The sequence below is a fragment of the Mariniluteicoccus flavus genome, from assembly GCF_054776655.1.
In genome coordinates this window covers 12,716-34,868 of record NZ_BAAHBN010000010.1, presented here as the reverse complement: position 1 = coordinate 34,868, position 22,153 = coordinate 12,716, and the positions used below count along the sequence as shown (strand labels likewise).

The following is a 22,153-nucleotide window of genomic DNA, read 5'->3' as shown; positions in this document are numbered from 1 at the left end:
ACCAGAAAGTGGATTCGGACCACATGTGGGCCCAGGAATATGCGGACGGATAATGCGGGGAATGCGCAGACATTATTTGAAACTGACCTTCGGGCCGTGGTGGAATGGGGCCGTACTGAAGTTCCCCACATTCAAGGAGTCTTTCATGGCCCAACGAGTCCAGGTCATTCTCGAAGACGATGTCGACGGCGGCGAAGCGGCCGAGACCGTCCGTTTCGCGCTCGACGGTGTCGACTATGAGATCGACCTCTCCGAGAAGAACGCCCGCAAGCTGCGCGACGACTTCGCACCCTGGACCGGCCATGGACGCAAGGTGACGCGCAGCTCGCGGTCCGGCGGACGCGCCCGCGCCGCCAACGGCAAGGCCGATGCCGGCGAGATCCGCGCGTGGGCCCAGGCCAACGGCATGGAGGTCAACGCGCGCGGGCGGGTCCCCGCCGAGGTGCGCGAGGCGTACGAGCGGGCCAACGCCTGAGCTCGGTCGCACATTTCTTCAGGAGGGGCCGGTGAACGCACGCGAGGTGTTCGCCGGCCCTTTCGATGCGTTCGTGGCGCGCCGCAAGGACGCGGTCGCCGCCGCGCGCGAGGCGGGCGAAAAGGATGCCGCCAAAGCCATTGCCACGTGGAAAAAACCGACGCGCGGTGCGTGGCTGGTCAATCTGCTGTCCCTGCATGAGCCCGATCAGGTGGCCGAAGCCCTCGCGCTCGGAGAATCTCTGGCCGAGGCCCACCGCAATGCTGATGCCACGCAATTGCGGGAACTTTCGAGGCTGCGTACGCAGTTGGTCTCCACCTTGGCGAAACGCGCAGTGGAATTGGGCCGGGACGACGGCTATATCGCGCCGGATTCGGTCCGCTCCGAGGTGGCGGAGACCCTGACGGCGGGACTCGCCGACCCCGAGGTGGCCGCAGGCATCCGCGCCGGCACCCTGAGCCGCACCGTGCGCGCGTCGGGGTTCGGCCCCGTCGACCTGTTCGCTCCCATGGCCGAGGTGATCCAGCTCCAGCCGCGGCGCGAGGCCGCAGCCGCGCGCCGCGCCGCCGCCCCCCGCCCCGCCGAGGGTGCGGGGGACCCGGAGGGCGACGACGGTCCCGACCCCGCCCGCCTCGCGGAGCTGTCGGCCGCGCTGAAGCGGGCAGAGCGCGCCCCCGGCGACGTGACGCGGGCCGCGACCGAGGCACAGACACAGGCGCAGGAGGCCGAGGACCGCGCCGCGGCCGCGGCGCAGGGAGCGGACGCGGCCAGGGCCGCGGTCGAGGCGGCCCGCGCCGCGCTGGCCGAGGCCGAACGGGCGTTGGCGGACCAGGAGAAGGCCGAGGCCCAGAAGCGCGCTGCCGCCGACGCTGCGGCGACACGGACGGCCGAGGCCGAAGCGGAGTCCGAGCGAGCCGGCGCGGAACTCGACGCGGTGCGCGACGAGCTGTCCCGGTTGTTGGGGCTCAGCAGCGGGCGGTCGTGACGATCTTCGCCTCGGCGGGCGCCCCCTCGGCATTCTTCACCCCGGCGAAGACCGGCGGCGTCTTCAGCTGCTGCCAGCGGTCGAACGGCGCCACGATCAGGCTGACGGGACCCACGACGTTCTCGATCGGGACGAACGCCGTGTCCCCGCGCGTGCGCCCCCCGACGACGTCGTTGAGGTGGCAGCGCGAGTCGGCCGACGCGTTGCGGTGGTCGCCCATCACGAACAGGCGACCCGCGGGCACGACGACCTCGAACGGGAACTCCGACGGGCGTACGCGGCCGTTCGCGTCCGCGTACAGGTAGTCCTCGGTGATCGGCTGGCCGTTGATCATGAGGCGCCCCTGGGCGTCGCAGCAGGAGACGCGGTCACCCGGCATGCCGATCACACGTTTGGTGAGGAAGTCGTCGCTGGAGTTGGGGAGCACGCCGACGAACTCGAGGAGCTTGGCGGGTGTGCCGCTGCGCTGCTGGTTCTGGCCGGGGACCCACTCGCCCGGGTCTTTGAACACGATGACGTCGCCGCGGCGGAAGTCGGTCACCTTCTGGGCGATCACCTTGTCCTTCACCGCGAGCGTGTTCTCCATCGACCCCGAGGGGATGGTGAAGGGCTCGAACACGAAGGCGCGCAGGAGCGCGGAGACGACCATCGCACCGAGGATGACGATAAGGACCTCTTTGAGGAACGACAGCGTCGAGCGCAGGGCGGATCGTGGCTCTTCGGCGGTCAATGGAAGTCCTCTCAGCTGATCACCCCGGCTGGGTGCCCCCTGAATCGTAGTTCAGGGAGCCCAACCGGGGTGACTCGCGAGATGGTGGGACGTTCTGTGTCGAGGGCTCAGCGGAGCTGGTCGAGCAGCGCCTTCGAGAACGCGTCGAGGTCGCCGGGGTTCCGGCTGGTCACGAGGTTGCCGTCGACGACGACCTCCTCGTCGGTCCACTCGACGCCGGCGTTCTTCAGGTCGGTCGCGATCGAGGTGTAGGACGTCATGCGGCGGCCCTTCGCCACACCCGCGTCGATGAGGGTCCAGGGACCGTGGCAGATGGAGGCGACCGGCTTGCCGGCGTCGAAGAAGGCCTTCACGAACGCCTTCGCGTCGTCGTCGACGCGCACCTTGTCGGCGTTCAGGGTGCCGCCCGGCAGCACGAGGGCGTCGAACTCCGTCACGTCGGCCTGGGCGACGGTCTGGTCGACCGTGAAGTCGTCGGCGTGCTCCCAGTCGCCGTTCATGCCGGTGATGGTGCCGGACTCCAGGGAGACGAGGACGGGCTTGCCGCCGGCGGCCTCGACGGCCTGCCAGGGCTTGGTGAGCTCGACCTGCTCGACACCCGTGGTGCAGAGGAAGGCCACCGTGGAACCGGTCAGCTTGTCGGACATGTCACTCCTTGGTGTTGGGGATCTCGGTGTCGGGTTGGATCTCGCGCAGCGGTGCGCCGCGGCGCACCAGGTCGTCGCCCCGCTCGTACGCGGGGTCGTCGTCGTTGGTCACGACGCCGACGACGCGGTCGTCCCGGGAATACCAGACCGTGATGCCGTCGCCGTGGCGCTCGGCGTGGACGGCGTCGTGGCCGTCGCCCCACGCCGACTGCTTGAGGGTGTGGGGGCCGATCTCCGACCAGAACCCCGGCGCGGCGTCCCAGGCCTCGTCGCCTCCGGCGGCGTTGGCGCCCGCGATGCGTCCCATCGTCTCGGCGTCGCCCCAGTGCTCGACCGGCACGCGCCTCGCGGCGGCGGCGTTGTGGGCCAGCGCGGCGTCGCCGGCGGCCCAGACGTCCGGCCACGGCGTACGCAGGTGGTCGTCGGTCGGGATGCGGCCCTCGACGAGGTCGCCGGCCGGGAGCCAGCCGGTGGCGGGGCGTACGCCGAGCGCGGTGAGGACGAGGTCGGGCTCGAGCGTGGGGCCGCCCGGGGTGTCGGGGCCGTCGGCAAGGATGACGCGGGCGGCCGCGCCGGGGTTGGTGGGGGCCTCGATGCGGGTCACCTCGCCGACGCGCACGTCGACGCCCAGCCCATGGAGGTGGGACGTCAGCCAGTCGCTGACCTCGCGGCCGAGACGGGACTCCTGGGGCCTCGAGGGAGCGATCAGCGTGACGCTGATTCCGCGCGCCGCGAGGGAGGCCGCGGCCTCGCAGCCGATGAACCCCGCGCCGACCACGACGGCGCTGTCGGCCGACTCGGCGCGCTCGCGCAGGCGTACGCCGTCGGTGAAGGTGCGCAGCAGGAGCACGTCGGCGCCGTCGGCGAGGTCGGGGAAGGGCTTCGGCTCGCTGCCGGGCGCGAGGACGCAGGCCGCGTAGGGGAGGGGACCCGCGTCGGTCTCGAGCACGTGCTCGTCGGGACGCAGGGCCAGCGCGCGGGTGCGGAGGCGGACGTCGATGCTCGACAACTCGGGGTCGTCGTCGTCGATGGGCGTCGGCTCGGCCGGGGACTCGCCCGCGAGCATGTCCTTGCTCAGCGGCGGGCGCTGGTAGGGCGCGGTCTCGTCGGCGCTGACGACGACGACGGGTCCCGCTCCGCCGGCGTCGCGGTAGGCCTGGGCCGCGCGTACGCCCGCGGGCCCCGAGCCCACGACGACCAGGCCGAGGGGCTCGGCTGCATCGTGGGCGCGGGGCGTGGCCATGTCAGGCCTCGTGGTGGTGGGTCGACTCGTTCAGCGCGCCGTGGGGGTTCGCCGCGTAGGGCTTGCGGAACGCCAGGGTCACCAGCCCGATCGCGGCCACGAGCAGGATCAGGCCGATGACGATGTGGGCGATCTGCATGCCGGGCCCCATCTCGCCGAGGCCGTACTGCAGCACGGCGAGGACGGCGACCGTCAGCGCGTGCCACATCATGCCGGTGTTGCCGCCCTGCTTGGCCCACAGGCCCGCGGCGATGCCGGCGACGACGGCAAGGATCATTGTGATCAGGCCGATGGTGCCGTGGACGCCGGCCATGCCGGGGCCACTCGTCAGCATGCTGCCGCCGATGCCGGCCTGGACGAGGGCGCCCAGTGCGGTCAGCGCTGCTGCGGCGCGCAGGACGAGGAGGGAGGCGGGATTGCCGTCGTGGTGGGAGGTGTCGCCACGCGGCGTCGCCGCGGGAGATCCCGCGTGAGTGGGACGCTCGGGGTCGGGGGTCGGGTTCGGCGTGGTGTTCGGGTTCGTGGTCACGCGCTCACCCTACTCAGCGTGGAGGACGTCGGCGCAGGACAGCCGGAGGTCGTCCAGCTCGCGGCCCTGGTCTGCGGCGCGGTCGATCAGGCGGGTGATGAGTTCGCTCGACAGGCGCGGATCGGCGAGTTCCTGCAGCGTCTTCCACCCGAGCAGCTTGCCGTGCACGGCGAGCGTGAGGGCCTCGAGTTCGAGGAGGTCGCTCATGGGCGAGCGCTCGACCAAACGGTTGTTGGCCTTCAGCTGGCTGAGCTTCTCGCCCACACGGGCAGGGATGTCCTTGACGGCGGCCGGCTTCGCGCCCACCGCGGCCATCAACTCCTCGAGGAGGGCCTTGTCGGCCTCGACCTCGTCGCCGAGGCGGGCCACGGTCTCGCGGACATCGGGGCGGCTGTGGCTGTCGGCGACGCGGCGGAACAGGTCGACTCCGGCGCTGGCGCCGGCGTGGTGGTCCTGGAGGTAGACGTGCAGGAGTTCGGTGGCCATGGTGAAACTCGATTCTGTGGGCGAGGGGTGGGCAGGTCAGGAGCTCGGTGCCGCGGCACGCAGCTTCTCGAGCAGGGGCTGGGCGGCCTCGGCGAGGAAGCGGTCCTGGAGTTCGTCGCCGACCTGCACCAGGGCGATGTCGGTGAACCCGGCCTCCCAGAAGGGGCGTACGGCCTCGACGATGGCGTCCAGGTCGGGACCGCAGGGGATCTGCTGGGCCACGTCGTCGGGACGGACGAACTGGCTGGCCCCGGCGAAGCCCGCGGTCGTGGGGAGGTCGGCGTTCACGGCCCAGCCGCCGGCGAACCAGCGGAACTGCTCGTGGGCCCGCTCCTTGGCGCGCTCGGGGTCGGGATCCCATGAGATCGGGATCTGGCCGATGGCCTTCGCGTCGGCGCCGATCGTGTGGGTGGAGGCGGCGTTCCAGGACGTGACGAGGTCGGCCGAGGGTTCCGTCGCGACGAGGTGGTCCGACAGCGGGGCGAACCGCTCGACCGCCTTGTCGCCACCGACGGCCACGGCGAGGTCGACACCCTGCTCGGGGAGGTCCCAGATGCGGGCCGAGTCGACGCGGAAGTGCTCGCCGGCCCAGGTGACCAGCTCGCCGGTGTGGAGCTCACGGATGATCTCGATGGCCTCCTCGAGCATGTCCTGGCGCTCGTCGACCGCGGGCCAGCCCTCGCCGACGACGTGTTCGTTGAGATTCTCGCCGCTGCCGAGGCCCAGGGTGAAGCGGCCGTCGGCGAGGATCTGCAGCGTGGCGGCCTTCTGGGCGACCACTGCGGGGTGGTAGCGCAGCGTCGGGCACGTCACGTAGGTGTAGAGGTCGACGCGCTCGGTCACCTGCGCGACCGCGCCGAGCACGGTCCACGCGTACGGCGCGTGGCCCTGCGCCGACAGCCACGGGAAGTAGTGGTCGCTGCTGACCTCGAAGTCGAAGCCGGCCTCCTCGCCGGCGCGGGCATAGCGGACCAGGTCCTTCGGTCCGCTCTGCTCGGTCATCAGGGTGTAGCCGAAACGGGTCATGGGTCGTCCCTTCTGGCTCCTCGTCTCGGCCGCGGGCGGCCTCGCTCGGAGAACGTGACGGTCAGTGGTCGCGGATCGTCCTCAGAAGACCGGCTTGCCGCCGGTCACACCGATGACGGCGGCGCTGACGTAGCTGGCTTCCTTCGGCGAGGCGAGGAAGACGTACGCGCCCGCGAGCTCGCTGGGCTGGCCGGCGCGGCCGAGCGCGGCGTCGCCGCCGAACTGCTCGACCTTCTCGGGCTTCTGGGTGGCCGGCTGGAGCGGCGTCCAGATGGGGCCGGGGGCGACGGCGTTGACGCGGATGCCCTTCTCGCCGAGCTCGCCGGCGAGGTTCATCGTGAAGTTCGTGATGGCGGCCTTGGTGGCGGCGTAGTCCATCAGCGTCTCCGAGGGGGCGTACGACTGCACGGAGGTGGTGTTGATGACACTCGCGCCCTTCTTGAGGTGGGGCAGGGCCTGCTGGGTGACCCAGAACATCGCGTACAGGTTCGTCTTCAGCGTGCGGTCGAGCTGCTCGGTCGAGATGTCGGCCAGGCCCTCGCCGCGGGCGTACTGGAACGCGGCGTTGTTGACGAGGATGTCGAGGCCGTCGAGTTCGGCGACGGCGTCGTCAACGACCTTGCGGGCCGTGTCCTCGTCGCGCAGGTCGCCCGGCAGCAGGACGGCCTTCACGCCGGCCTTCTCGATCCACTGCTTCGTGTCCTCGGCGTCGGACTGTTCCTCGGCCAGGTAGGAGATCGCGACGTCGGCGCCCTCGCGGGCGTAGGCGATCGCGACGGCGCGGCCGATGCCGGAGTCACCGCCGGTGATGAGGGCCTTCAGCCCCTTCAGGCGACCGTGGCCCTCCCAGCTCTCCTCGCCGTGGTCGGGCAGCGGGGTCATCTCGCTGGTCAGGCCGGGCGGATCCTGCTGCTGGGCAGGGAAACCGCCCTTGTCGTTCGTCTTGCTCTCAGCGGTGCGGGCCACGTCCGGGTGAAGAGTCATATGTCGACAATATCCCTCCCGGTCGCCGGGGCTGCGGGTGGGTCGACCTAGGCTGGGGGTCCGTCGAGAGGAGCCGTCATGAACGTCGCGGACATGCTGGTCGACCAGCTGCGCAAGGCCGGCGTACGCCGGATCTATGGGATCGTGGGCGATTCGCTCAACCCAGTTGTGGACGCCGTCCGCCGCACTGGCGGATCGGCGCGCGGTGGGATCGACTGGATCCACGTGCGCCACGAGGAGGCCGCGGCGTTCGCCGCCTCGGCCGAGGCCCAGCTGACGGGGCGCCTCGCCGTCTGCGCCGGGTCGTGCGGGCCGGGCAACCTCCACCTGATCAACGGGCTCTATGACGCCAACCGCAGCCAGGCCCCCGTGCTGGCGATCGCGAGCCACATCCCGAGCAACCAGATCGGCCAGAGCTTCTTCCAGGAAACCCATCCCGACCGCCTGTTCAACGAGTGCTCGGTCTATTCCGAACTGGTCTCCACCGCAACGCAGGCGCCACGCGTCGTGGACGCCGCGGTGCGCCACGCGATGGGGGCGCGCGGGGTCGCGGTCGTGTCGCTGCCCGGCGACATCGCCGAGCTGGAGGTGGCGGGCGAGGGGCGCGTGCTGCCGGACATCGAGCCGGCGGAGGTCGTGCCCCCGATCGCTGCGGTGGCACGACTTGCCGATGCCATCAACGCCGCCGACCGGGTCGCGATCTTCGCCGGGGCGGGCGTCGAGGGCGCTCATGACGAGGTCGTCTCGCTGGCCGAACAGATCGGGGCGCCCATCGGGCATTCCCTGCGGGGGAAGGACTTCATCCAGGCCGACAACCCCTTCGACGTCGGCATGACGGGGCTGTTGGGCTATGGCGCGGCGGCCGAGGGGATGGAGGACGCCGACCTGCTCGTCCTGCTGGGCACCGATTTCCCGTACGACCAGTTCCTGCCGGACACGCGCACCGCGCAGGTCGACCGGCGCGCGGAGAACATCGGGCGGCGTACGGCGGTGGACGTGCCGGTGCACGGCGACGTGCTGCCGACGCTGCGCGCGCTGGCGCCACTGGTGCGTCGCAAGGACGACCGGCGGTTCCTCGAGCGCCAGCTGAAGCGGCACGAGAAGCTGATGACCAAGGGCGTGGGGGCGTACACGCGCAAGGTCGAGAAGATGACCCCGATCCATCCCGAGTATGCGGCCGCGGTGCTCGACGAGGAGGCCGCCGACGACGCGGTATTCACCGCCGACACCGGCATGTGCAACGTGTGGACGGCGCGCTACCTGCGGACGTCGCCGAGCCGCCGGCTCATCGGGTCGTTCCTGCACGGGTCGATGGCGAACGCGCTGCCGCAGGCGATGGGGGCGCAGGCGGCGTACCCCGACCGGCAGGTGGTCGCGGTGTCCGGCGACGGCGGCCTGTCGATGCTGCTCGGCGAGCTGTTGACCATCAGGGCGTACGCGCTGCCGGTCAAGGTCGTGGTCTTCAACAACTCGACGCTGGGCATGGTGAAGCTCGAGATGTTGGTCGAGGGCATGCCGGACTTCGCGACCGACGTGCCGGCCGTCGACTATGCGGCGATCGCTGCTGCCATGGGGATTCCGAGCACGCGTGTGGAGAAGCCGAAGGACCTGGCGAAGGCCTATCGGAAGGCGTTCGACGCGCCAGGACCGGCGCTGGTGGAGGTCGTGACCGACCCCAACGCGCTGTCGCTGCCGCCGAAGGTGACCGCCGACCAGGTGATGGGCTTTGCGACCGCGATGAGCCGCATCGCGCTGGGCCGCGGGTCGGGCGAGGTCGTGTCGATGGCGCGGTCGAACCTGCGCAACATCCCGCGGTAGGGCTTCGTGTTCTCGGGGTGCCGGAGCCGGGGTCAGGCCCAGCGGAGCCGGTCGAGCAGCATCGCGAGCGGCTCGGGCGCCTCGCCGTCGGCGAGCGCGCCCGCGAGGATCCCGGCGGCGAGTTCCTTGCGGCCGGACGCGACGCCGCAGAAGCGGTGCAGCTGTTCGGCCAGGGGACGGTCGACCCACGCCGCCTGGGTCTGGAGCGCCTCGAAGCGGCCGCCCAGGCCGGCGCCCATCAGGGTGTCGCGGGCGCGCTCCGGCGTGAGGGCCCGGATCAACTCCTCCTCGAGGTCGGCCACGCAGACGAAGAACCCGTAGGTGGGCAGGTCGCTGGCGTCGCTGACCGGCAGGCCGTCCTGGACGAGCGCACGCTCGACGAACCGCGTCTCGGCCGCGTCGCACAGCCCGACGACGTCGACATCGGAGCGGACGAGGCGGATCTCCTTGAGGACGCGGCCGACGTTGGTGACGCCCTGGAGCGAGAGCAGCTCGATGGGGCGCGGGTCGATGCCGCTGGTCTCCATCAGCGCACGCACGGCGGCCACGTCGCTGGCGCCCTCGAGCAGGACGACGGTGCGGGCGTTCGCACTCATGCGGAGCGAGGCGTCGGTCGCCATCTCAGCGCGCCCCGCGGCGGACCTGTTGGATGAGGCGCCACTGCAGCGGGAGGCGCGCGAGGAACACCCAGCGCGGCACGGGCCGGAAGCGCTCGGGGTGCTGGGCCATGTGGATGTTGGCGGGGAACACCGCGAGCAGGAGGGCGACGAGGCCCCACGAAGCGGGCTTCCGGGTGGCGGGGATGGCGTAGCCGATGCCGCCGGCGATCTCGGCGACGCCGCTGGCGAGGGTCGCGGTGCGCTTCGACATCGGCACCCAGTCGGGCACGGCGCGGTCGAAGGCCTGGGGCCTGACGAAGTGGAGCACGCCCATGCCGACGAAGAGGGCGGAGGTGCGGAGGTGGGACGCGGTGGTGGTCGTGGTGGGCATGGGGTGATTGTGGCAGGTGGCTTCGACTCGCTGGCGCTCGCTCAGCCAACGTGGGACCACGCTCGCTCAGCCAACGTGGGTGCATGATGCGTGCATGCTCCTCAACGAGGTCGTCGAGACGTCCGCGGCCGTCGCCGCCACGCGATCGCGGACGGCCAAGACCGCGGCCATCGCCGAACTGCTGCGCGGGGCGGGGCCGGGCGACGCGCGGCTCGCGGTCGCGTACCTGTCCGGCGTGGTGCCGCAGGGCCGACTGGGGGTGGGGTGGCGCTCACTGGGCGACCCGCCGGCGGCCGCAGCGGAGCCCGGCCTGGCGCTGGGCGACGTCGACGCCGCGTTCGCCGTGCTGGCGGGGACGAGGGGCGCCGGGTCGCGCGGGCGTCGGGCCGACGCGTTGGCCGCGCTGCTGGGGGCCGCCACCGCCGATGAGCAGGATTTCCTGCGCAGGTTGATGATCGGCGAGCTGAGGCAGGGTGCGCTGGACGCCGTGGTGACGAAGGCCCTGGCCGATGCGGCCGACGTGCCCGAGGCGGTCGTGCGGCGGGTGGCGATGCTGGCCGGCGGCGTGGTGGGGGTCGTCGACGCGGCTCTGACCGGCGGCGTCGCCGCGCTCGAGGCGGTGTCCCTGACACCGGGCGTCGCCGTGTCACCGATGCTCGCCGCGTCGGCGCCCGACATCGCCGCCGCACTGGAGGGCGCGGGCCCGCTGCTGGTGGAGCGCAAGATCGACGGCATCCGGCTGCAGGCCCACCGCGTGGGCGGTCGCGTACGCCTGTTCACCCGCAGCCTCGAGGAGGTCACCGAGCGCCTGCCCGAGGTGGTGGAGGTCGTGGCGGCGCTGCCGGGCGGCGACCTGGTTCTCGACGGCGAGGCGATCGCGCTGCGCCCCGACGGCCGGCCGCATCCCTTCCAGGTCACGGGTTCGCGGACGTCGAGCCGGCGATCGACCGAGGCGATGCGCGACGAGGTGCCGTTGTCGGCGTACTTCTTCGACGTGCTGCACGCCGACGGGCGCGACCTCATCGACGAGCCGCTGCGTACGCGACGGGGGGTGCTGGAGGCGTTGCTGGGCGAGGAATCCCGCGTGCCGTCGCTCGAGACGGACGACGTGGACGCGGCGCAGGCGTTCTTCGCCGCCCAGGTCGCCGACGGGCACGAGGGCGTGGTGGTCAAGGCGCTCGACGCCACGTGGGCGGCGGGACGCCGCGGGGCGGGCTGGGTGAAGGTCAAGCCCCGGCACACGCTCGACCTGGTCGTGCTGGCGGTGGAGCGGGGGAGCGGCCGCCGCACGGGCACGCTCTCGAACATCCACCTGGGGGCGCGGGACCCCGAGACGGGCGGTTTCGTCATGCTGGGCAAGACGTTCAAGGGGATGACCGACGCCATGCTCGCGTGGCAGACGGAACGGTTCACCGAGCTGGCGACGGGGGAGGACGGGCCGGACGGCGACGGCGGGGACGGGGTCGTGCGCGTCCGCCCCGAGCAGGTGGTCGAGATCGCCTTCGACGGGGTCCAGCGGTCGACGCGCTATCCGGGCGGGGTGGCGTTGAGGTTCGCCCGGGTGCTGCGCTATCGCGACGACAAGGGTCCGGGCGAGGCGGATACGATCGAGACGGTGCGGTCCCTGCTGGCGTGAGGGCTTCGCCCGGGCCGGTATTGTCGACACACGCCAAGCGACGGGAGTCCCCCAGTGACCGCCGATGTGATCGTTGTGGGCGCGGGTCTCGCCGGCCTGCGCTGTGCCGCACTGCTGCACGAGGCCGGGCTCGACGTGCGCGTGCTCGAGGCCGAGGAGACGATCGGCGGACGGGTGCGGACCGAGGTGATCGACGGCTTCCGCTGCGACCGCGGCTTCCAGGTGCTCAACCCGTCCTACCCGGCGGTGCGGCGCGCCCTCGACCTCGCGGCGCTCGACGTCCGGGCGTTCGGGCGCGGCGTGGGCGTACGCCGCGACAAGGGGCTGGTCGAGCTCGTCGATCCCACCCGCCGGCCCTCGGCCGTCCCGGCCATGCTGCGCAGCGGGCTGTTGCGCCCCGCCGAGCTGGCGCGGCTGGGCGCATGGGTGGCGCCGGCGCTGGGTTCGGTGCCGGCGCTGCTGGGGTCGGGCGACCGGGCGTACGGGGCGTCGCTGGACGCCGCCGGGGTGCACGGCCCGCTGCGCCGCGAGGTGCTGGAACGCTTCCTGGCTGGCGTCATCCTCGAGACCGACGGCTCGACGTCGGCGACCTTCGTGCGGCTGCTCCTGCGGTCTTTCGTCCTGGGCACGCCGGGACTGCCGGCCGCCGGCATGGGCGCGATGCCCGCGCAACTCGCCGCACCGCTGGGCGATCGGGTCTCGACGGGCGTCCGCGTACGCGCGGTCTCGCGCACCGGTGTGACGACCGATGACGGCGAGGTGGCGGCGCGCGCCGTGGTCGTGGCGGCCGGTCCGCGCGCGGCGGCCGACCTGCTGGCCGAGGCCGGCGTACGCGAACCCGCGCCGGCGATGAAGGGTCTGGTCACCGACTGGTTCGCCGCCGACGAGGCGCCGACGTCGTCGGACCTGCTCATGGTCGAGGGACGCCGCGACGCGGGCCCGCTCGTCAACACCGCGGTGATCAGCAACGCGGTGCCGAGCTATGCGCCTGCCGGGCGCCACCTCATCCAGGCGACGTGCCTGCTGGGGGCGGACGGGTCGGTGCCGGAACACGAGCGCGTGCGCCGGCACCTGGCCGACCTCCACCGGGGGCGGCTGGGCGACGTGCAGACGCTGGCGCGGCACGTCGTACGCGAGGCCCTGCCCGCGCAGCCGGCGCCGTTGGACGCGCGGCGGCCGGTGGCGCTGGGGGACGGGCTGTTCGTGTGTGGGGACCACCGCGACACCGCGTCGATCCAGGGCGCGTTGGTGTCGGGCGGACGGGCCGCTGCGGCGGTGAAGGATTCGTTGGGAATGACGTCGAGGAAGGGGAATGCCGGATGACCGATCACGCGCACCTGGGGGTTCCGTCCGACGACGTCGACGAGACCGACGACCTGGTCGAACTCGTCGATCCCGACGGGACGCCCATCGGCACGGCCCCGCGGCTGACGGTGCACACCACCGACACCCCGCTGCACCGCGCGTTCTCGATGTATGTGTTCAACGCGCAGGAGCAGGTGTTGATGACGCGCCGGGCGCTGACGAAGAAGACGTGGCCGGGGGTGTGGACCAACGCGTGCTGCGGTCATCCGAAGCCCGGTGAGGCGACCGTCGACGCGCTGCGACGTCGCGTCACCGAGGAGCTCGGGGCGACGGTGCAGTGCGAGGACGTGGCGCTGCCTGACTTCGCGTACCGGGCGGTGGACGCGAGCGGGCTGGTCGAGAACGAGATCTGCCCGGTCTATCTGGGGGCCTTGGTGGACGACCGCCTGTCGCCCGACCCGGCCGAGGTGATGGACCACCGCTGGATGGACTGGGACCGGTTGGTGGCCGGGGTCCGGGCGACCCCCGAGATGTTCAGCCCGTGGGCGGCGCAGCAGATCCTCTTGCTGGACGAGGAATTGCCGCGATGGATGCGGTCGCCGGCAGCGCTGCCGACCACGGCCGGGGTGACGCTCGACGCGGTGGACGAGCTTCTGGCGCGGGAGGGGGCCGAACTCGCATCGCTGTGGTCGTCGTCGATCGTTCCGGGGCCCACCGACGTGCTCGGCGAGGACCTGCCGACCTGGCTGGGGACCCTCGTGCGTACCGGCGGCAAGCGGCTCCGCCCGACGATGTGCCACTGGGGCTTCGTGGCCGCCGGCGGGCAGATCGGGGGACCGCAGTACGCCGATGTGGTCCGCATGGCCGCGGCGCTCGAGACGCTGCACGTGTTCGCGCTGATCCACGACGACGTGATGGACGGGTCGGACACGCGGCGCGGGGCGCCCGCCGCCCACGTCCGGGCCGCGGACGTCCACCGGCGGTCGGGCGGGCACGGGCCCGCCGACGAGTTCGGGCGCAACATGGCGATCCTGCTCGGCGACCTCGCCCACGCCGAGGCCGACCGGCTGGTGGCCACGCTGCCCGGGCCCCTGCGACAGGACTGGTTCGAGATGTGCGTGGAGCTCATCGCGGGTCAGCGGGCCGATCTCACCGGCGCGGCCTCCGGGCGGCGCGACCTCGCCCACGCCCAACTGGTGGCGCGGCTGAAGTCGGGTGCCTACACGGTCGAGCGTCCGCTGCTGTTCGGGGCGGCGGCCGCGGGGGCGCCGCAGGGCGTCCGGTCGACGCTGGCGGCGTACGGGCGCCACCTGGGCGACGCGTTCGCGCTCCGCGACGACGTGCTCGGCATCTGGGGCGACCCGGCGGTGACGGGCAAGCCGGCCGGCGACGACCTGCGGTCGGGCAAGGCGACGGTGATCGTGGGGCTGGCGCGGGAACGGTTGACGGGGGCCGCGGCCGCCGCGTTGGAGCGCATCGGCACGCCGGCCGCCCGCGCCGGCGACGTCGAGCTGCTGCAGAGGGCGCTCGTGGACACAGGCGTGCACGACCGGGTCGAGCGCATGATCGCCGACTCCCACCAGCGCGCGCTGGCGGCTCTCGAGGCCGACGGGCTGGATCCCGTGGGCGCCGCGGGCCTGCGCGACGTGGCCCAGAAGATCGCGTGGCGCGACCGATGAGCGTCGTGGTCGTGGGGGCCGGGCTCGCGGGGCTCGCCGCCGCCTGTCACCTGGCCGGCGAGGGACATCGGGTGACGGTGGTGGAGCGGGAGGCGATTCCCGGTGGACGCTCGGGGCGCCTGGTGCGGGACGGGTTCGCGTTCGACACCGGGCCGACGGTGTTCACGATGAAGGACCTCGTGGCCGAGCCGCTGCGCGCGGTCGGGGCCGACATCGACGAGGTGCTGCCGCTGCGGCGACTCGACCCGGCGTACCGGGCGCGGTTCGCGGACGGGTCGACGCTGCACGTGCGGTTCGGGCACGCGGCGATGCGCGAGGAGATCGCGCGGGAGTGCGGCGAGCACGACGCGCGGGCGTTCGACGACTTCGTGGTGTGGCTCAAACGGCTGTATGAGCTGGAGATGCCGCACTTCATCGACCGCAACTTCGACTCGCCCCTGGGGCTGCTGCGCAACCCGGCGGCGGCCGCGCGGCTCTTGGCGATGGGCGGGTTCGGGAAGCTGGGGGCCGAGGTCAGGCGGCGATTCCGCGACGACCGGCTGCACCGGCTGTTCTCGTTCCAGGCCATGTATGCCGGGCTGGCCCCCGACGACGCGCTCGCGATCTATGCGGTGATCACCTACATGGACTCGATCGAGGGGGTGTGGTTCCCGGAGCCCGGCGGCCTGGGCGGGTCGGGTGGCATGCACGCGATCCCGGCGGCCATGGCGGCCGCGGCCGAGCGGGCCGGGGTGGAGTTCCGTTATGGGGACGAGGTTTCCCGGGTCCTGCGCCGCGGACACGACGGGGCCGCCTGCGGGGTCGAGCTGGCCGACGGCACCACGATCGCCGCCGACGCGGTGGTCTGCACGCTCGACCTGCCGGTGGCGTACGAGAAGCTGCTGCCGGACCTGAAGGCGCCGCGCGCGGTGCGGAAGGGGGCGTACTCGCCGTCGGCGGCGGTGTGGCACGTCGGCGTACGCGGCCTCCCGGCCCCCGAGATCGCCCACCACAACATCCACTTCGGTGACGCGTGGGCGGCGTCCTTCGACGACCTGCTGAAGCGCGGGGAGCTGATGCGCGACCCGTCGCGGTTGGTCTGCGTGCACTCGCTCGACGACCCGACGGCAGCGCCGGAGGGGGACTCGACGCTCTATGTGTTGGAGCCGGTGCCGAATCTCGACGTCGGGAAGGTGGACTGGAAGCGCGAGGCGCCACGGCTGCGGGACAGGCTGCACGGATTCCTTACGGAGCAGGGTTATCCGGCCGACGTCGTGACCGAGGAACTCGTCACTCCCGACGACTGGCGGGCGCAGGGCATGGCGGCGGGCACGCCGTTCGCGCTGGCCCACACGTTCGCCCAGACGGGGCCGTTCCGGCCGGCGAACGTGACGAAACAGCTGCCTGGGTTGGTGTTCGCGGGGTCGGGCACGGTGCCGGGGGTCGGCGTACCCATGGTTCTCATCTCGGGCAAACTGGCGGCGCAGCGGGTGGGGGCGTACCTCCGATGACGGGCGATCCGCTGCTGGAGCAGGGATTCCGGCGCTGTGCGGAGCTGACGCGACGCCATGGGACGACCTACTACTGGGGCGCGGCCATCCTGCCGCCGGCCCAGCGGCGCGACGTGCACGCGGTCTATGCGCTGTGCCGGCTGGCCGACGACATCGTGGACGAGCCCGACACCGTCGACCTGTCATTGCCGAGGGACGGCGATCCGGCCGAGCGGCTGCGTACGTTCCGGCATTGGCTCTTCGACGGGCTCGAGTCGGGTGGGGCGAACGAGCCGGTGCTGGCCGCGGTGGTCGACACGATCCGGCGCCGCGGGATCGACCCGGAGTGTTTCGACCGCTTCTTCGACGCGATGGCGCTCGACCTCACGCGGACGACGTGGTCGTCGTGGGACGAACTGCGCGACGGCTACATGGAGGGGTCGGCGGCGGTCATCGGGGAGATGATGCTGCCGGTGCTGGAGCCTGTCACCCCGGAGGCGTACGCGCCCGCGCGCTCGCTGGGACTGGCGTTCCAGCTGACGAACTTCCTGCGGGACGTGGCGGAGGACCTTGACCGAGGGCGCCTGTATCTGCCGCAGGACGACCTGGCGCGGCACGGGGCGGACCCCGCGCGGCGGGTGGTGGATGACGCGTGGCGGTCGATGATGGCCGAGCAGGTGGCGCGGAACCGGGAGCTCTATCGCGAGGCGGAGCCGGGCGTACGCATGTTGCCGCCGCGGTCGGCGCGGTGCGTCGCGACGGCGCACGTGTTGTACGCGCGGATCCTGGACCGGATCGAGGCGTCGGGCTATGACGTGTTCTCGGGGCGGCACCGCGTGCCGACGTGGCGGAAGGCGGCGACGGCGGCCGCAACGGTGGTGGCGGGGCCGCGGGGGTTCGGTTCGGTTCCTGCTTGACCTTGATGCGGCATCAACCCTGCACGGTGGTGTCAGAACCTTTCCGCAGCCGCGGGGAGGACGCTGACAGACGGGCAGGATGATGTCGCATTTCATGGAGAAGATCGTCGGGGAACTGGGCGACCAGCAGCGGTGGCGGGCGTACAGGGCACGGGTGAAGGCTCTGCCTGGTGGCTATCGGACGCTGCCGAGGGGGTGGAGCGCTTCGTGCTGTATCGGGGCGCGATCACCGACGGTGACGTGCTGGTCTCCCTGCACGAGGAGTTGGTGGGAGAGTTCGAGGGCGCGCTGCGGGACGGCCGCTCGATCGGCGCCGTCGTGGGCGCCGATCCCGTGCGGTTCGCTGAGGCGCTGCTCGCGAAGTACGCCGCCGGGGAATGGATCGAGTCCGAGCGTAGGCGCTTGGTCGACACGATCGCCCGAGCCGAGGCCCAGGACGGGCGCGCGGACGCATGCCCGCCACACTGACGACGCCGGCGATCCGCGTGCAGGGTCTGGTGAAGGCGTACGGGAAGCTCGAGGTGTTGCGGGGCGTCGATTTCGAGGTCGAGCCGGGCAGCATCTTCGCGCTGCTGGGTTCGAACGGCGCGGGCAAGACCACCGCGGTGCGGATCCTGTCGACGCTGCTGGCCCCCGACGCGGGCTCGGCCATCGTCAACGGCGCGGACGTGGTCGATGATGCGGGCGACGTGAGGCAGTCGATCAGCCTGACCGGGCAGTTCGCGGCCGTCGATGAGATTCTCAGCGGTCGGGAGAACCTGGTGCTGGTCGCCCGGCTGCGTCACCTGCCGGACCCGGTGTCGATCGCCGACGCGTTGCTGTTCCGATTCTCCCTGACCGAGGCGGGGGTCGCCGCGTCGCCACCTACTCGGGCGGCATGCGTCGGCGGTTGGACATCGCCATGAGCCTGATCGGTGACCCGGCGGTCGTCTTCCTGGACGAGCCGACGACCGGGCTCGATCCGGAGGCCCGGATCGAGGTGTGGCAGACCGTGAAGGAACTGGCGCGGGGCGGGACGACGATTCTGCTCACGACGCAGTACCTCGATGAGGCCGAGGAGCTGGCCGACAGGATCGCGATCCTTCACCGCGGCCGAATCATCGTCAACGGCACCTTGGCGGAGCTCAAGGGGCTGCTGCCGCCAGCCCAGATCGAATACGTCGAGAAGCAACCGTCGCTGGAGGACATCTTCCTCGCCCTCGTCGGCGCCGATCAGCAGGAGGAACGACCGTGACCGCACATCTGTTCGCCGACACCGCCACCCTCATTGGGCGCTCGCTGAAACACGTCAGTCGCAGCGTCGACACCATCATCACCACCGCGGTCATGCCGATCGCGATCATGCTGCTCTTCGTCTACGTGCTGGGCGGAGCCATCGACACCGGGCCCGGGGAGGGGGCGGGGCGCTACATCAACTACATGCTGCCCGGCATCCTCCTCATGACGATCGCGATGGGCGTCTCCTACACTGCGTTCCGCCTGTTCACCGACCTGCAGGGCGGGATCTTCGATCGGTTCCACTCCATGCCGATCGCGCGGTGATCGCCGGGCTATCGGCGAGCTCGGTCGAGGGCGCCAGCGTGTTCTCCTATCCGCTGATCTTCCTTCCGTTCGTGAGCTCCGCCTTCGTGCCCACCCAGTCCATGCCGGGACCGGTGCGCTGGTTCGCCGAGCACCAGCCGGTGACTCCGATCGTCAACGCGATCCGCGCCCTGTTCGCGCAACGAGCGGTCGGCGATGACCTCTGGGTCGCGTTGGCGTGGTGCGTCGGCCTCGGCGTCATCGCGTACGCCGTCGCGATGGTCACCTATCGGCGGAAGTGCGCCTGAGGCAGGCTGGTGTCGTGATCACGATCAGCCAGCTGGCCGCGTACGCGGGGGTGACGGTGGCAACGGTCCGGCACTATCACCGGATCGGGCTGCTGCCCGAGCCGGAGCGCGACCATTCGGGCTACCGGACCTACGACGCGGCAGCGGTGGTGCGGCTGATCCGCATCCACGTGCTGGCGAGCGCAGGCGTACCGTTGGCGCAGGTGGAGGAACTCCTCGAAGCCGGGGCGGACGAGTTCGCGGCCGGCGTGCGCGTGATCGACGACCGCCTGCGCGACGATGAGCGGCGGCTGCGGGAAACCCGCGGGCGGCTGGCCCGACTCGCCGCGGGGGACCATCTGGCCCTTCCGCCGAGCGTGATCGGCTATCTCGAGCGACTCCGGGGCCTGGGGGTCGACGAGCGCAACGTCGAACTGGAACGCGACGCCTGGATCATGGTGGCGGCCCAGGTGCCCGATCAGATCGACGCCATCATCGCCGACAAGCACCGGCATCTTGACGACCCCGACATGGTGCGGTTGTACACGCTGACCAACGGGGCGCTCGACTGGCCGGCGGACGACCCGCGCGTGGATGAACTCGCCGACATTCTGGATCGGATCTGGCGGCGCCTCACAGTGTCGGGGGAAGGCAGTCAGGACGGGTTCGACGACCGCTTCGTCTCGCTGCTGGACGCCACCACGGCTGAGACGGCACCAGCTGCGGAGCGGCTGATCACGCTGCTGGAGGAGCGGGGGTGGAAGGGGTGGACGCGGCCTGAGCGTGTCCGCCCCGACGGCCGGCTCAGCGGGGCAGCACCAGGTCCATCGCCCTGTTGAAGAAGCTCGTGTCGTCGGGGAGCCCGTCGCGCCTGTCCAGGGGTCCGAGCCCTTTGGCTCATTCCCGATGGGCCACGATGTTGATAACGTTGCCGTCGGGCGCTCGGACGAAGAACCGGCGTACGCCCCATTCCTCGTCCTGCAGGGGATGCACGATCTCGAAGCCACGTCGCTGCGCCTCGGTGTAGGCGGCGTCGACGTCGTCGACCTTGACCGAGACGATCGGCCGCTGGGGAGCCGTGGCGTCGGTCGTGACCAGTTGAAGGTGGGCTCCAGTGTCGGGTGAAGTGTGGCGGGCGACCCAGCCGAGGTTGAACTCCTCGATGGTCAGGCCGAGATAACCCGCGTAGAAGTCGCGGGCGGACTCGAGGTGGTCCACGGGGAGGTCAGCGATGATGTCGACGACGCGCATGAGAGGTCCCTTCTCGTGGGGCCACGATGTCACACCGGTCACACCGGTCCATCGGGCGGTCAGACAAGGAGCGCCGGCCCAGGTTCTCCGAGCGAGCACTTCGTCTCGGCCGGGTGCGGCCTCGCTCAGCACAGGCTTCGCGAGACGAGGAGCCGGGCATCCGGCGGGACCGCACCCACGTTCTCCGAGCGAGGCCGCCTGCGGCCGAGTCGAGGAGCCGGCGGGTTTCTGGGGGCAGGCTTCGCGCCCGCCGGGTGGGTTCTCCTGGCGGGTCGGTCGGCAGGGATGCGGGCCGCGGTCGTGCGGTTGACTTCAGGCGGCGGACTTGTTCATGAGGGGGATCAGTGCAGGGTTCACCTGGGCGAACAGTCGTGCGGCCGCAGCTTGCGCTTCTTCGCAGATCTGTTGCTTGGTGTGCTTCTCGGCGAGTTCGGCGGCTCGTCGGGTGGCTTGGCGGATGCGGCGTCTGGTTCCTGTCGGGTCGATGATCAGGTCCGTGTGGGGGTTTCGGATGAAGGTGCCGTGGGGGGTCGTCCAGAACTCCTGCCCCGTCGGGGTCTTCCAGTGCTTCATGCCGGGGCGGACCGGGGTGGAGGTGAACCCGCCGAACGTCTTGGCCCGGTGGACGCGCTTCGACAACGGGCTGAGGTTCGTGGTGCACGTCGACCCGAGGGGGAACTCGACGATGTGGTCGAGGTCGACCCACTTCCCCGCGGAACGCCGTGTGGAGAACGGGAACGCCTCGTACTCTTCCCGCAACAACACTTCACGCCGCTGCGACTGAGTGGGTTCGTAGCCGACGGTCATGTGGGGCGCCTCCGGATCCAGGACCGGCCGGACGGTGACCTTCGCGGCGTTCGCGAGGAGTTCGTCGAGTTGGGAGCGGGCGACCGACCCGAGGCCGGTGACCTGGCCGCCGGCGCCGCGGTCGACCTGGTCGGGGCGGACGTGGACCACGAGTTCGAGGAGGTCCTTGCGCGATGGCAATCCCGACGACGTGTCGGTCTCGTCAGTGCCGTCGAGGTCGAGGGTTCCAGCGCCGAGGACCCGCCCGGCGCGGGCGGGGTCGGCGAAGAGCTCCAACGCTTCGGCGCGCAGGACCTCGAACTCCGTGCCGTCCTCGGATTCCCTGCAGTCGCGCAGGATGCCGGCTAGTTCGGTGATGGTCTTGTCGAGCCGCAGCCCGGCGGGACCATCGACCTGCCCAGTGACCAACGCGGTCCCGGCCTCGGCGGGGCGGACATTGACGAAGCGTCGCTCCAGTGCGGCTTTCCGTCGGGCCTCGGCACCGTCGGGGTCGACCACGTCGCACAGGAGTTCGGCCTGGTTCAGCAGCCGCGTGACGGTGCACTGCGGCGCAAACGGGGCCAGCTGGCGGTCGACCTCACCCGCCATCTCGGCGGTGAGCTCACGAGTGCGGGTGAGCTGGGCGACCTTCCGGGCGGCGAACACGCGGACGAATCCGTCGATCACCAGCGCCCACAACTGTGGGTGACGATGACGAAGGTCGAGGACATCGGCGATGAGCTGGGCCGCGGCGTCGGGCGAGATGCCGAGCGCCGGACCGACTTCGAGGGTGCAGAACTCGGCGACCTGCGGCGTGCCGTCACCGCCGAGGACGATCAGTCGTTCGCCGTGCATGACCGACGGCGCGGAATCGTTGTCGTCGAGGGGTTCGTTGATCCACGAGTACGCCTTGGCTGCGGCGGCGACGAGGGCGAGCTGGTCGATCTCGGCCTGGCGTTGGCGGTCGGCGGCGTCTTTGAGGCCCAGGATGACCGCGGTGCGGTCGGGTTTTCCCTTGGCCAGTAGGTGTTCGGTGAGATCGTCCATGGTTTCCCCCTGAGGTGTGGTGATGATTCCAGCCTAGGAAGGGGGTCTGACAATTTCGGGTCCAGAACAGGGTTCTGCGAAAAGAATCTCAAACTCTTATTCTTGCGGGGAAGGTTATCGGGAGCCGGCGGCTTCGACTCGTCCCTCGCTCAGCCAACGTCGCCTCCGGCTGGCTTCGACTCGTTCCTCGCTCAGCCAGCGTGAGCCTGGGGGTGGCTTCGACTCGTTCCTCGCTCAGCCAGCGTGAGCCTGGGGGTGGCTTCGACTCGTTCCTCGCTCAGCCAGCGTGAGCCTGGGGGTGGCTTCGACTCGTTCCTCGCTCAGCCAGCGTGACCGCGAGTG

The 22,153-nt window shown here is 71.3% G+C and carries 25 protein-coding genes and 1 pseudogene; 15 read left to right on the top strand and 11 right to left on the bottom strand.

Annotated elements, in window-relative coordinates; genetic code table 11:
- Positions 1 to 145: 145 nt before the first annotated feature.
- Both ACYVAG_RS14340 and ACYVAG_RS14335 read left to right on the top strand, forming a co-directional pair.
- Complete coding sequence (locus ACYVAG_RS14340) at positions 146 to 475, top strand: histone-like nucleoid-structuring protein Lsr2 (protein WP_460770741.1); 330 nt, start codon at positions 146 to 148, stop codon at positions 473 to 475.
- A gap of 31 nt (positions 476 to 506) precedes the next feature.
- The gene (locus ACYVAG_RS14335; RefSeq protein ID WP_460770739.1) at positions 507 to 1,460 is read left to right on the top strand and encodes a hypothetical protein; all 954 of its coding nucleotides are present in this window, start codon (positions 507 to 509) and stop codon (positions 1,458 to 1,460) included.
- Here ACYVAG_RS14335 and lepB read toward each other — a convergent pair.
- The 7 genes from lepB to ACYVAG_RS14300 all read right to left on the bottom strand — a co-directional run bounded on the left by lepB (position 1,441) and on the right by ACYVAG_RS14300 (position 7,105).
- A complete protein-coding gene (lepB, locus tag ACYVAG_RS14330; protein ID WP_460770737.1) occupies positions 1,441 to 2,190 on the bottom strand; it encodes a signal peptidase I in 750 nt (249 codons plus the stop codon). The genes ACYVAG_RS14335 and lepB overlap by 20 nt on opposite strands.
- A 107-nt stretch (positions 2,191 to 2,297) precedes the next feature.
- Positions 2,298 to 2,837, bottom strand: coding sequence for a type 1 glutamine amidotransferase domain-containing protein (locus tag ACYVAG_RS14325; RefSeq protein WP_460770735.1), 540 nt, complete (start codon positions 2,835 to 2,837; stop codon positions 2,298 to 2,300).
- 1 nt (position 2,838) lies between these two features.
- Positions 2,839 to 4,080, bottom strand: coding sequence for an NAD(P)/FAD-dependent oxidoreductase (locus ACYVAG_RS14320; RefSeq protein WP_460770733.1), 1,242 nt, complete (start codon positions 4,078 to 4,080; stop codon positions 2,839 to 2,841).
- 1 nt (position 4,081) lies between these two features.
- Entirely contained in the window at positions 4,082 to 4,609 is a 528-nt protein-coding gene (locus tag ACYVAG_RS14315) for a hypothetical protein (RefSeq protein WP_460770731.1), read from the bottom strand.
- A 9-nt stretch (positions 4,610 to 4,618) separates the two neighbouring features.
- Positions 4,619 to 5,095, bottom strand: a complete 477-nt coding sequence (locus tag ACYVAG_RS14310) for a hypothetical protein (RefSeq protein ID WP_460770730.1) — start codon at positions 5,093 to 5,095, stop codon at positions 4,619 to 4,621.
- 36 nt (positions 5,096 to 5,131) lie between these two features.
- Positions 5,132 to 6,121 (bottom strand): LLM class F420-dependent oxidoreductase, encoded by a 990-nt coding sequence (locus tag ACYVAG_RS14305; RefSeq protein ID WP_460770728.1) that lies wholly within the window; start codon positions 6,119 to 6,121, stop codon positions 5,132 to 5,134.
- Between the two features lie 81 nt (positions 6,122 to 6,202).
- Positions 6,203 to 7,105 (bottom strand): SDR family oxidoreductase, encoded by a 903-nt coding sequence (locus ACYVAG_RS14300; protein ID WP_460770726.1) that lies wholly within the window; start codon positions 7,103 to 7,105, stop codon positions 6,203 to 6,205.
- Between the two features lie 78 nt (positions 7,106 to 7,183).
- Between ACYVAG_RS14300 and ACYVAG_RS14295 the strand changes: the two genes are divergently transcribed.
- The gene (locus ACYVAG_RS14295) at positions 7,184 to 8,923 is read left to right on the top strand and encodes a pyruvate dehydrogenase (protein WP_460770724.1); all 1,740 of its coding nucleotides are present in this window, start codon (positions 7,184 to 7,186) and stop codon (positions 8,921 to 8,923) included.
- A 32-nt stretch (positions 8,924 to 8,955) separates the two neighbouring features.
- Here the strand turns inward: ACYVAG_RS14295 and ACYVAG_RS14290 are convergent, their stop codons facing one another.
- Both ACYVAG_RS14290 and ACYVAG_RS14285 read right to left on the bottom strand, forming a co-directional pair.
- Positions 8,956 to 9,543, bottom strand: coding sequence for a TOPRIM nucleotidyl transferase/hydrolase domain-containing protein (locus ACYVAG_RS14290; protein WP_460770722.1), 588 nt, complete (start codon positions 9,541 to 9,543; stop codon positions 8,956 to 8,958).
- A gap of 1 nt (position 9,544) precedes the next feature.
- Positions 9,545 to 9,913 (bottom strand): DoxX family protein, encoded by a 369-nt coding sequence (locus tag ACYVAG_RS14285; protein WP_460770721.1) that lies wholly within the window; start codon positions 9,911 to 9,913, stop codon positions 9,545 to 9,547.
- Positions 9,914 to 10,007: 94 nt separating this feature from the next.
- Here ACYVAG_RS14285 and ACYVAG_RS14280 point away from each other — a divergent pair, with 94 nt between their 5' ends.
- The 12 genes and pseudogenes from ACYVAG_RS14280 to ACYVAG_RS14225 all read left to right on the top strand — a co-directional run bounded on the left by ACYVAG_RS14280 (position 10,008) and on the right by ACYVAG_RS14225 (position 19,566).
- Entirely contained in the window at positions 10,008 to 11,549 is a 1,542-nt protein-coding gene (locus ACYVAG_RS14280; RefSeq protein ID WP_460770719.1) for an ATP-dependent DNA ligase, read from the top strand.
- A 54-nt stretch (positions 11,550 to 11,603) separates the two neighbouring features.
- Entirely contained in the window at positions 11,604 to 12,872 is a 1,269-nt protein-coding gene (locus tag ACYVAG_RS14275) for an FAD-dependent oxidoreductase (protein WP_460770718.1), read from the top strand.
- Positions 12,869 to 13,438: pseudogene (gene idi / locus ACYVAG_RS14270) on the top strand (isopentenyl-diphosphate Delta-isomerase); the annotation flags it as partial. The gene ACYVAG_RS14275 and the pseudogene idi, both read left to right, overlap by 4 nt.
- Before the next feature lie 6 nt (positions 13,439 to 13,444).
- Positions 13,445 to 14,533 carry a polyprenyl synthetase family protein gene (locus tag ACYVAG_RS14265; RefSeq protein WP_460770847.1) on the top strand — a complete coding sequence of 363 codons (1,089 nt, stop codon included), beginning with the start codon at positions 13,445 to 13,447 and terminating at the stop codon, positions 14,531 to 14,533.
- Positions 14,518 to 16,023: a phytoene desaturase family protein gene (gene crtI / locus ACYVAG_RS14260; RefSeq protein ID WP_460770716.1), complete on the top strand. Its 1,506-nt coding sequence runs from the start codon at positions 14,518 to 14,520 to the stop codon at positions 16,021 to 16,023. The genes ACYVAG_RS14265 and crtI overlap by 16 nt, the downstream gene beginning before the upstream one ends.
- On the top strand, positions 16,020 to 16,919 hold the full coding sequence (locus ACYVAG_RS14255) for a phytoene/squalene synthase family protein (RefSeq protein ID WP_460770715.1): 900 nt from the start codon (positions 16,020 to 16,022) through the stop codon (positions 16,917 to 16,919). Before crtI ends, ACYVAG_RS14255 begins: the two co-directional genes overlap by 4 nt.
- Positions 16,920 to 17,126: 207 nt before the next feature.
- Positions 17,127 to 17,387, top strand: a complete 261-nt coding sequence (locus ACYVAG_RS14250) for a hypothetical protein (RefSeq protein WP_460770713.1) — start codon at positions 17,127 to 17,129, stop codon at positions 17,385 to 17,387.
- Between the two features lie 17 nt (positions 17,388 to 17,404).
- Entirely contained in the window at positions 17,405 to 17,824 is a 420-nt protein-coding gene (locus ACYVAG_RS14245) for an ATP-binding cassette domain-containing protein (RefSeq protein WP_460770711.1), read from the top strand.
- Entirely contained in the window at positions 17,809 to 18,153 is a 345-nt protein-coding gene (locus ACYVAG_RS14240) for an AAA family ATPase (protein ID WP_460770709.1), read from the top strand. The genes ACYVAG_RS14245 and ACYVAG_RS14240 overlap by 16 nt, the downstream gene beginning before the upstream one ends.
- Positions 18,150 to 18,461: a hypothetical protein gene (locus ACYVAG_RS14235; RefSeq protein WP_460770707.1), complete on the top strand. Its 312-nt coding sequence runs from the start codon at positions 18,150 to 18,152 to the stop codon at positions 18,459 to 18,461. Before ACYVAG_RS14240 ends, ACYVAG_RS14235 begins: the two co-directional genes overlap by 4 nt.
- Before the next feature lie 38 nt (positions 18,462 to 18,499).
- Positions 18,500 to 18,748, top strand: a complete 249-nt coding sequence (locus ACYVAG_RS14230; RefSeq protein WP_460770706.1) for an ABC transporter permease — start codon at positions 18,500 to 18,502, stop codon at positions 18,746 to 18,748.
- Positions 18,749 to 18,762: 14 nt separating this feature from the next.
- On the top strand, positions 18,763 to 19,566 hold the full coding sequence (locus ACYVAG_RS14225; RefSeq protein ID WP_460770704.1) for a MerR family transcriptional regulator: 804 nt from the start codon (positions 18,763 to 18,765) through the stop codon (positions 19,564 to 19,566).
- Between the two features lie 58 nt (positions 19,567 to 19,624).
- On the opposite strand, the gene ACYVAG_RS14220 is transcribed toward ACYVAG_RS14225, so the two are convergent.
- Together ACYVAG_RS14220 and ACYVAG_RS14215 are read right to left on the bottom strand one after the other, a co-directional pair.
- The gene (locus ACYVAG_RS14220) at positions 19,625 to 19,978 is read right to left on the bottom strand and encodes a VOC family protein (RefSeq protein WP_460770702.1); all 354 of its coding nucleotides are present in this window, start codon (positions 19,976 to 19,978) and stop codon (positions 19,625 to 19,627) included.
- A gap of 312 nt (positions 19,979 to 20,290) precedes the next feature.
- The gene (locus tag ACYVAG_RS14215; RefSeq protein WP_460770700.1) at positions 20,291 to 21,811 is read right to left on the bottom strand and encodes a DUF222 domain-containing protein; all 1,521 of its coding nucleotides are present in this window, start codon (positions 21,809 to 21,811) and stop codon (positions 20,291 to 20,293) included.
- Between the last annotated feature and the right edge of the window lie 342 nt (positions 21,812 to 22,153).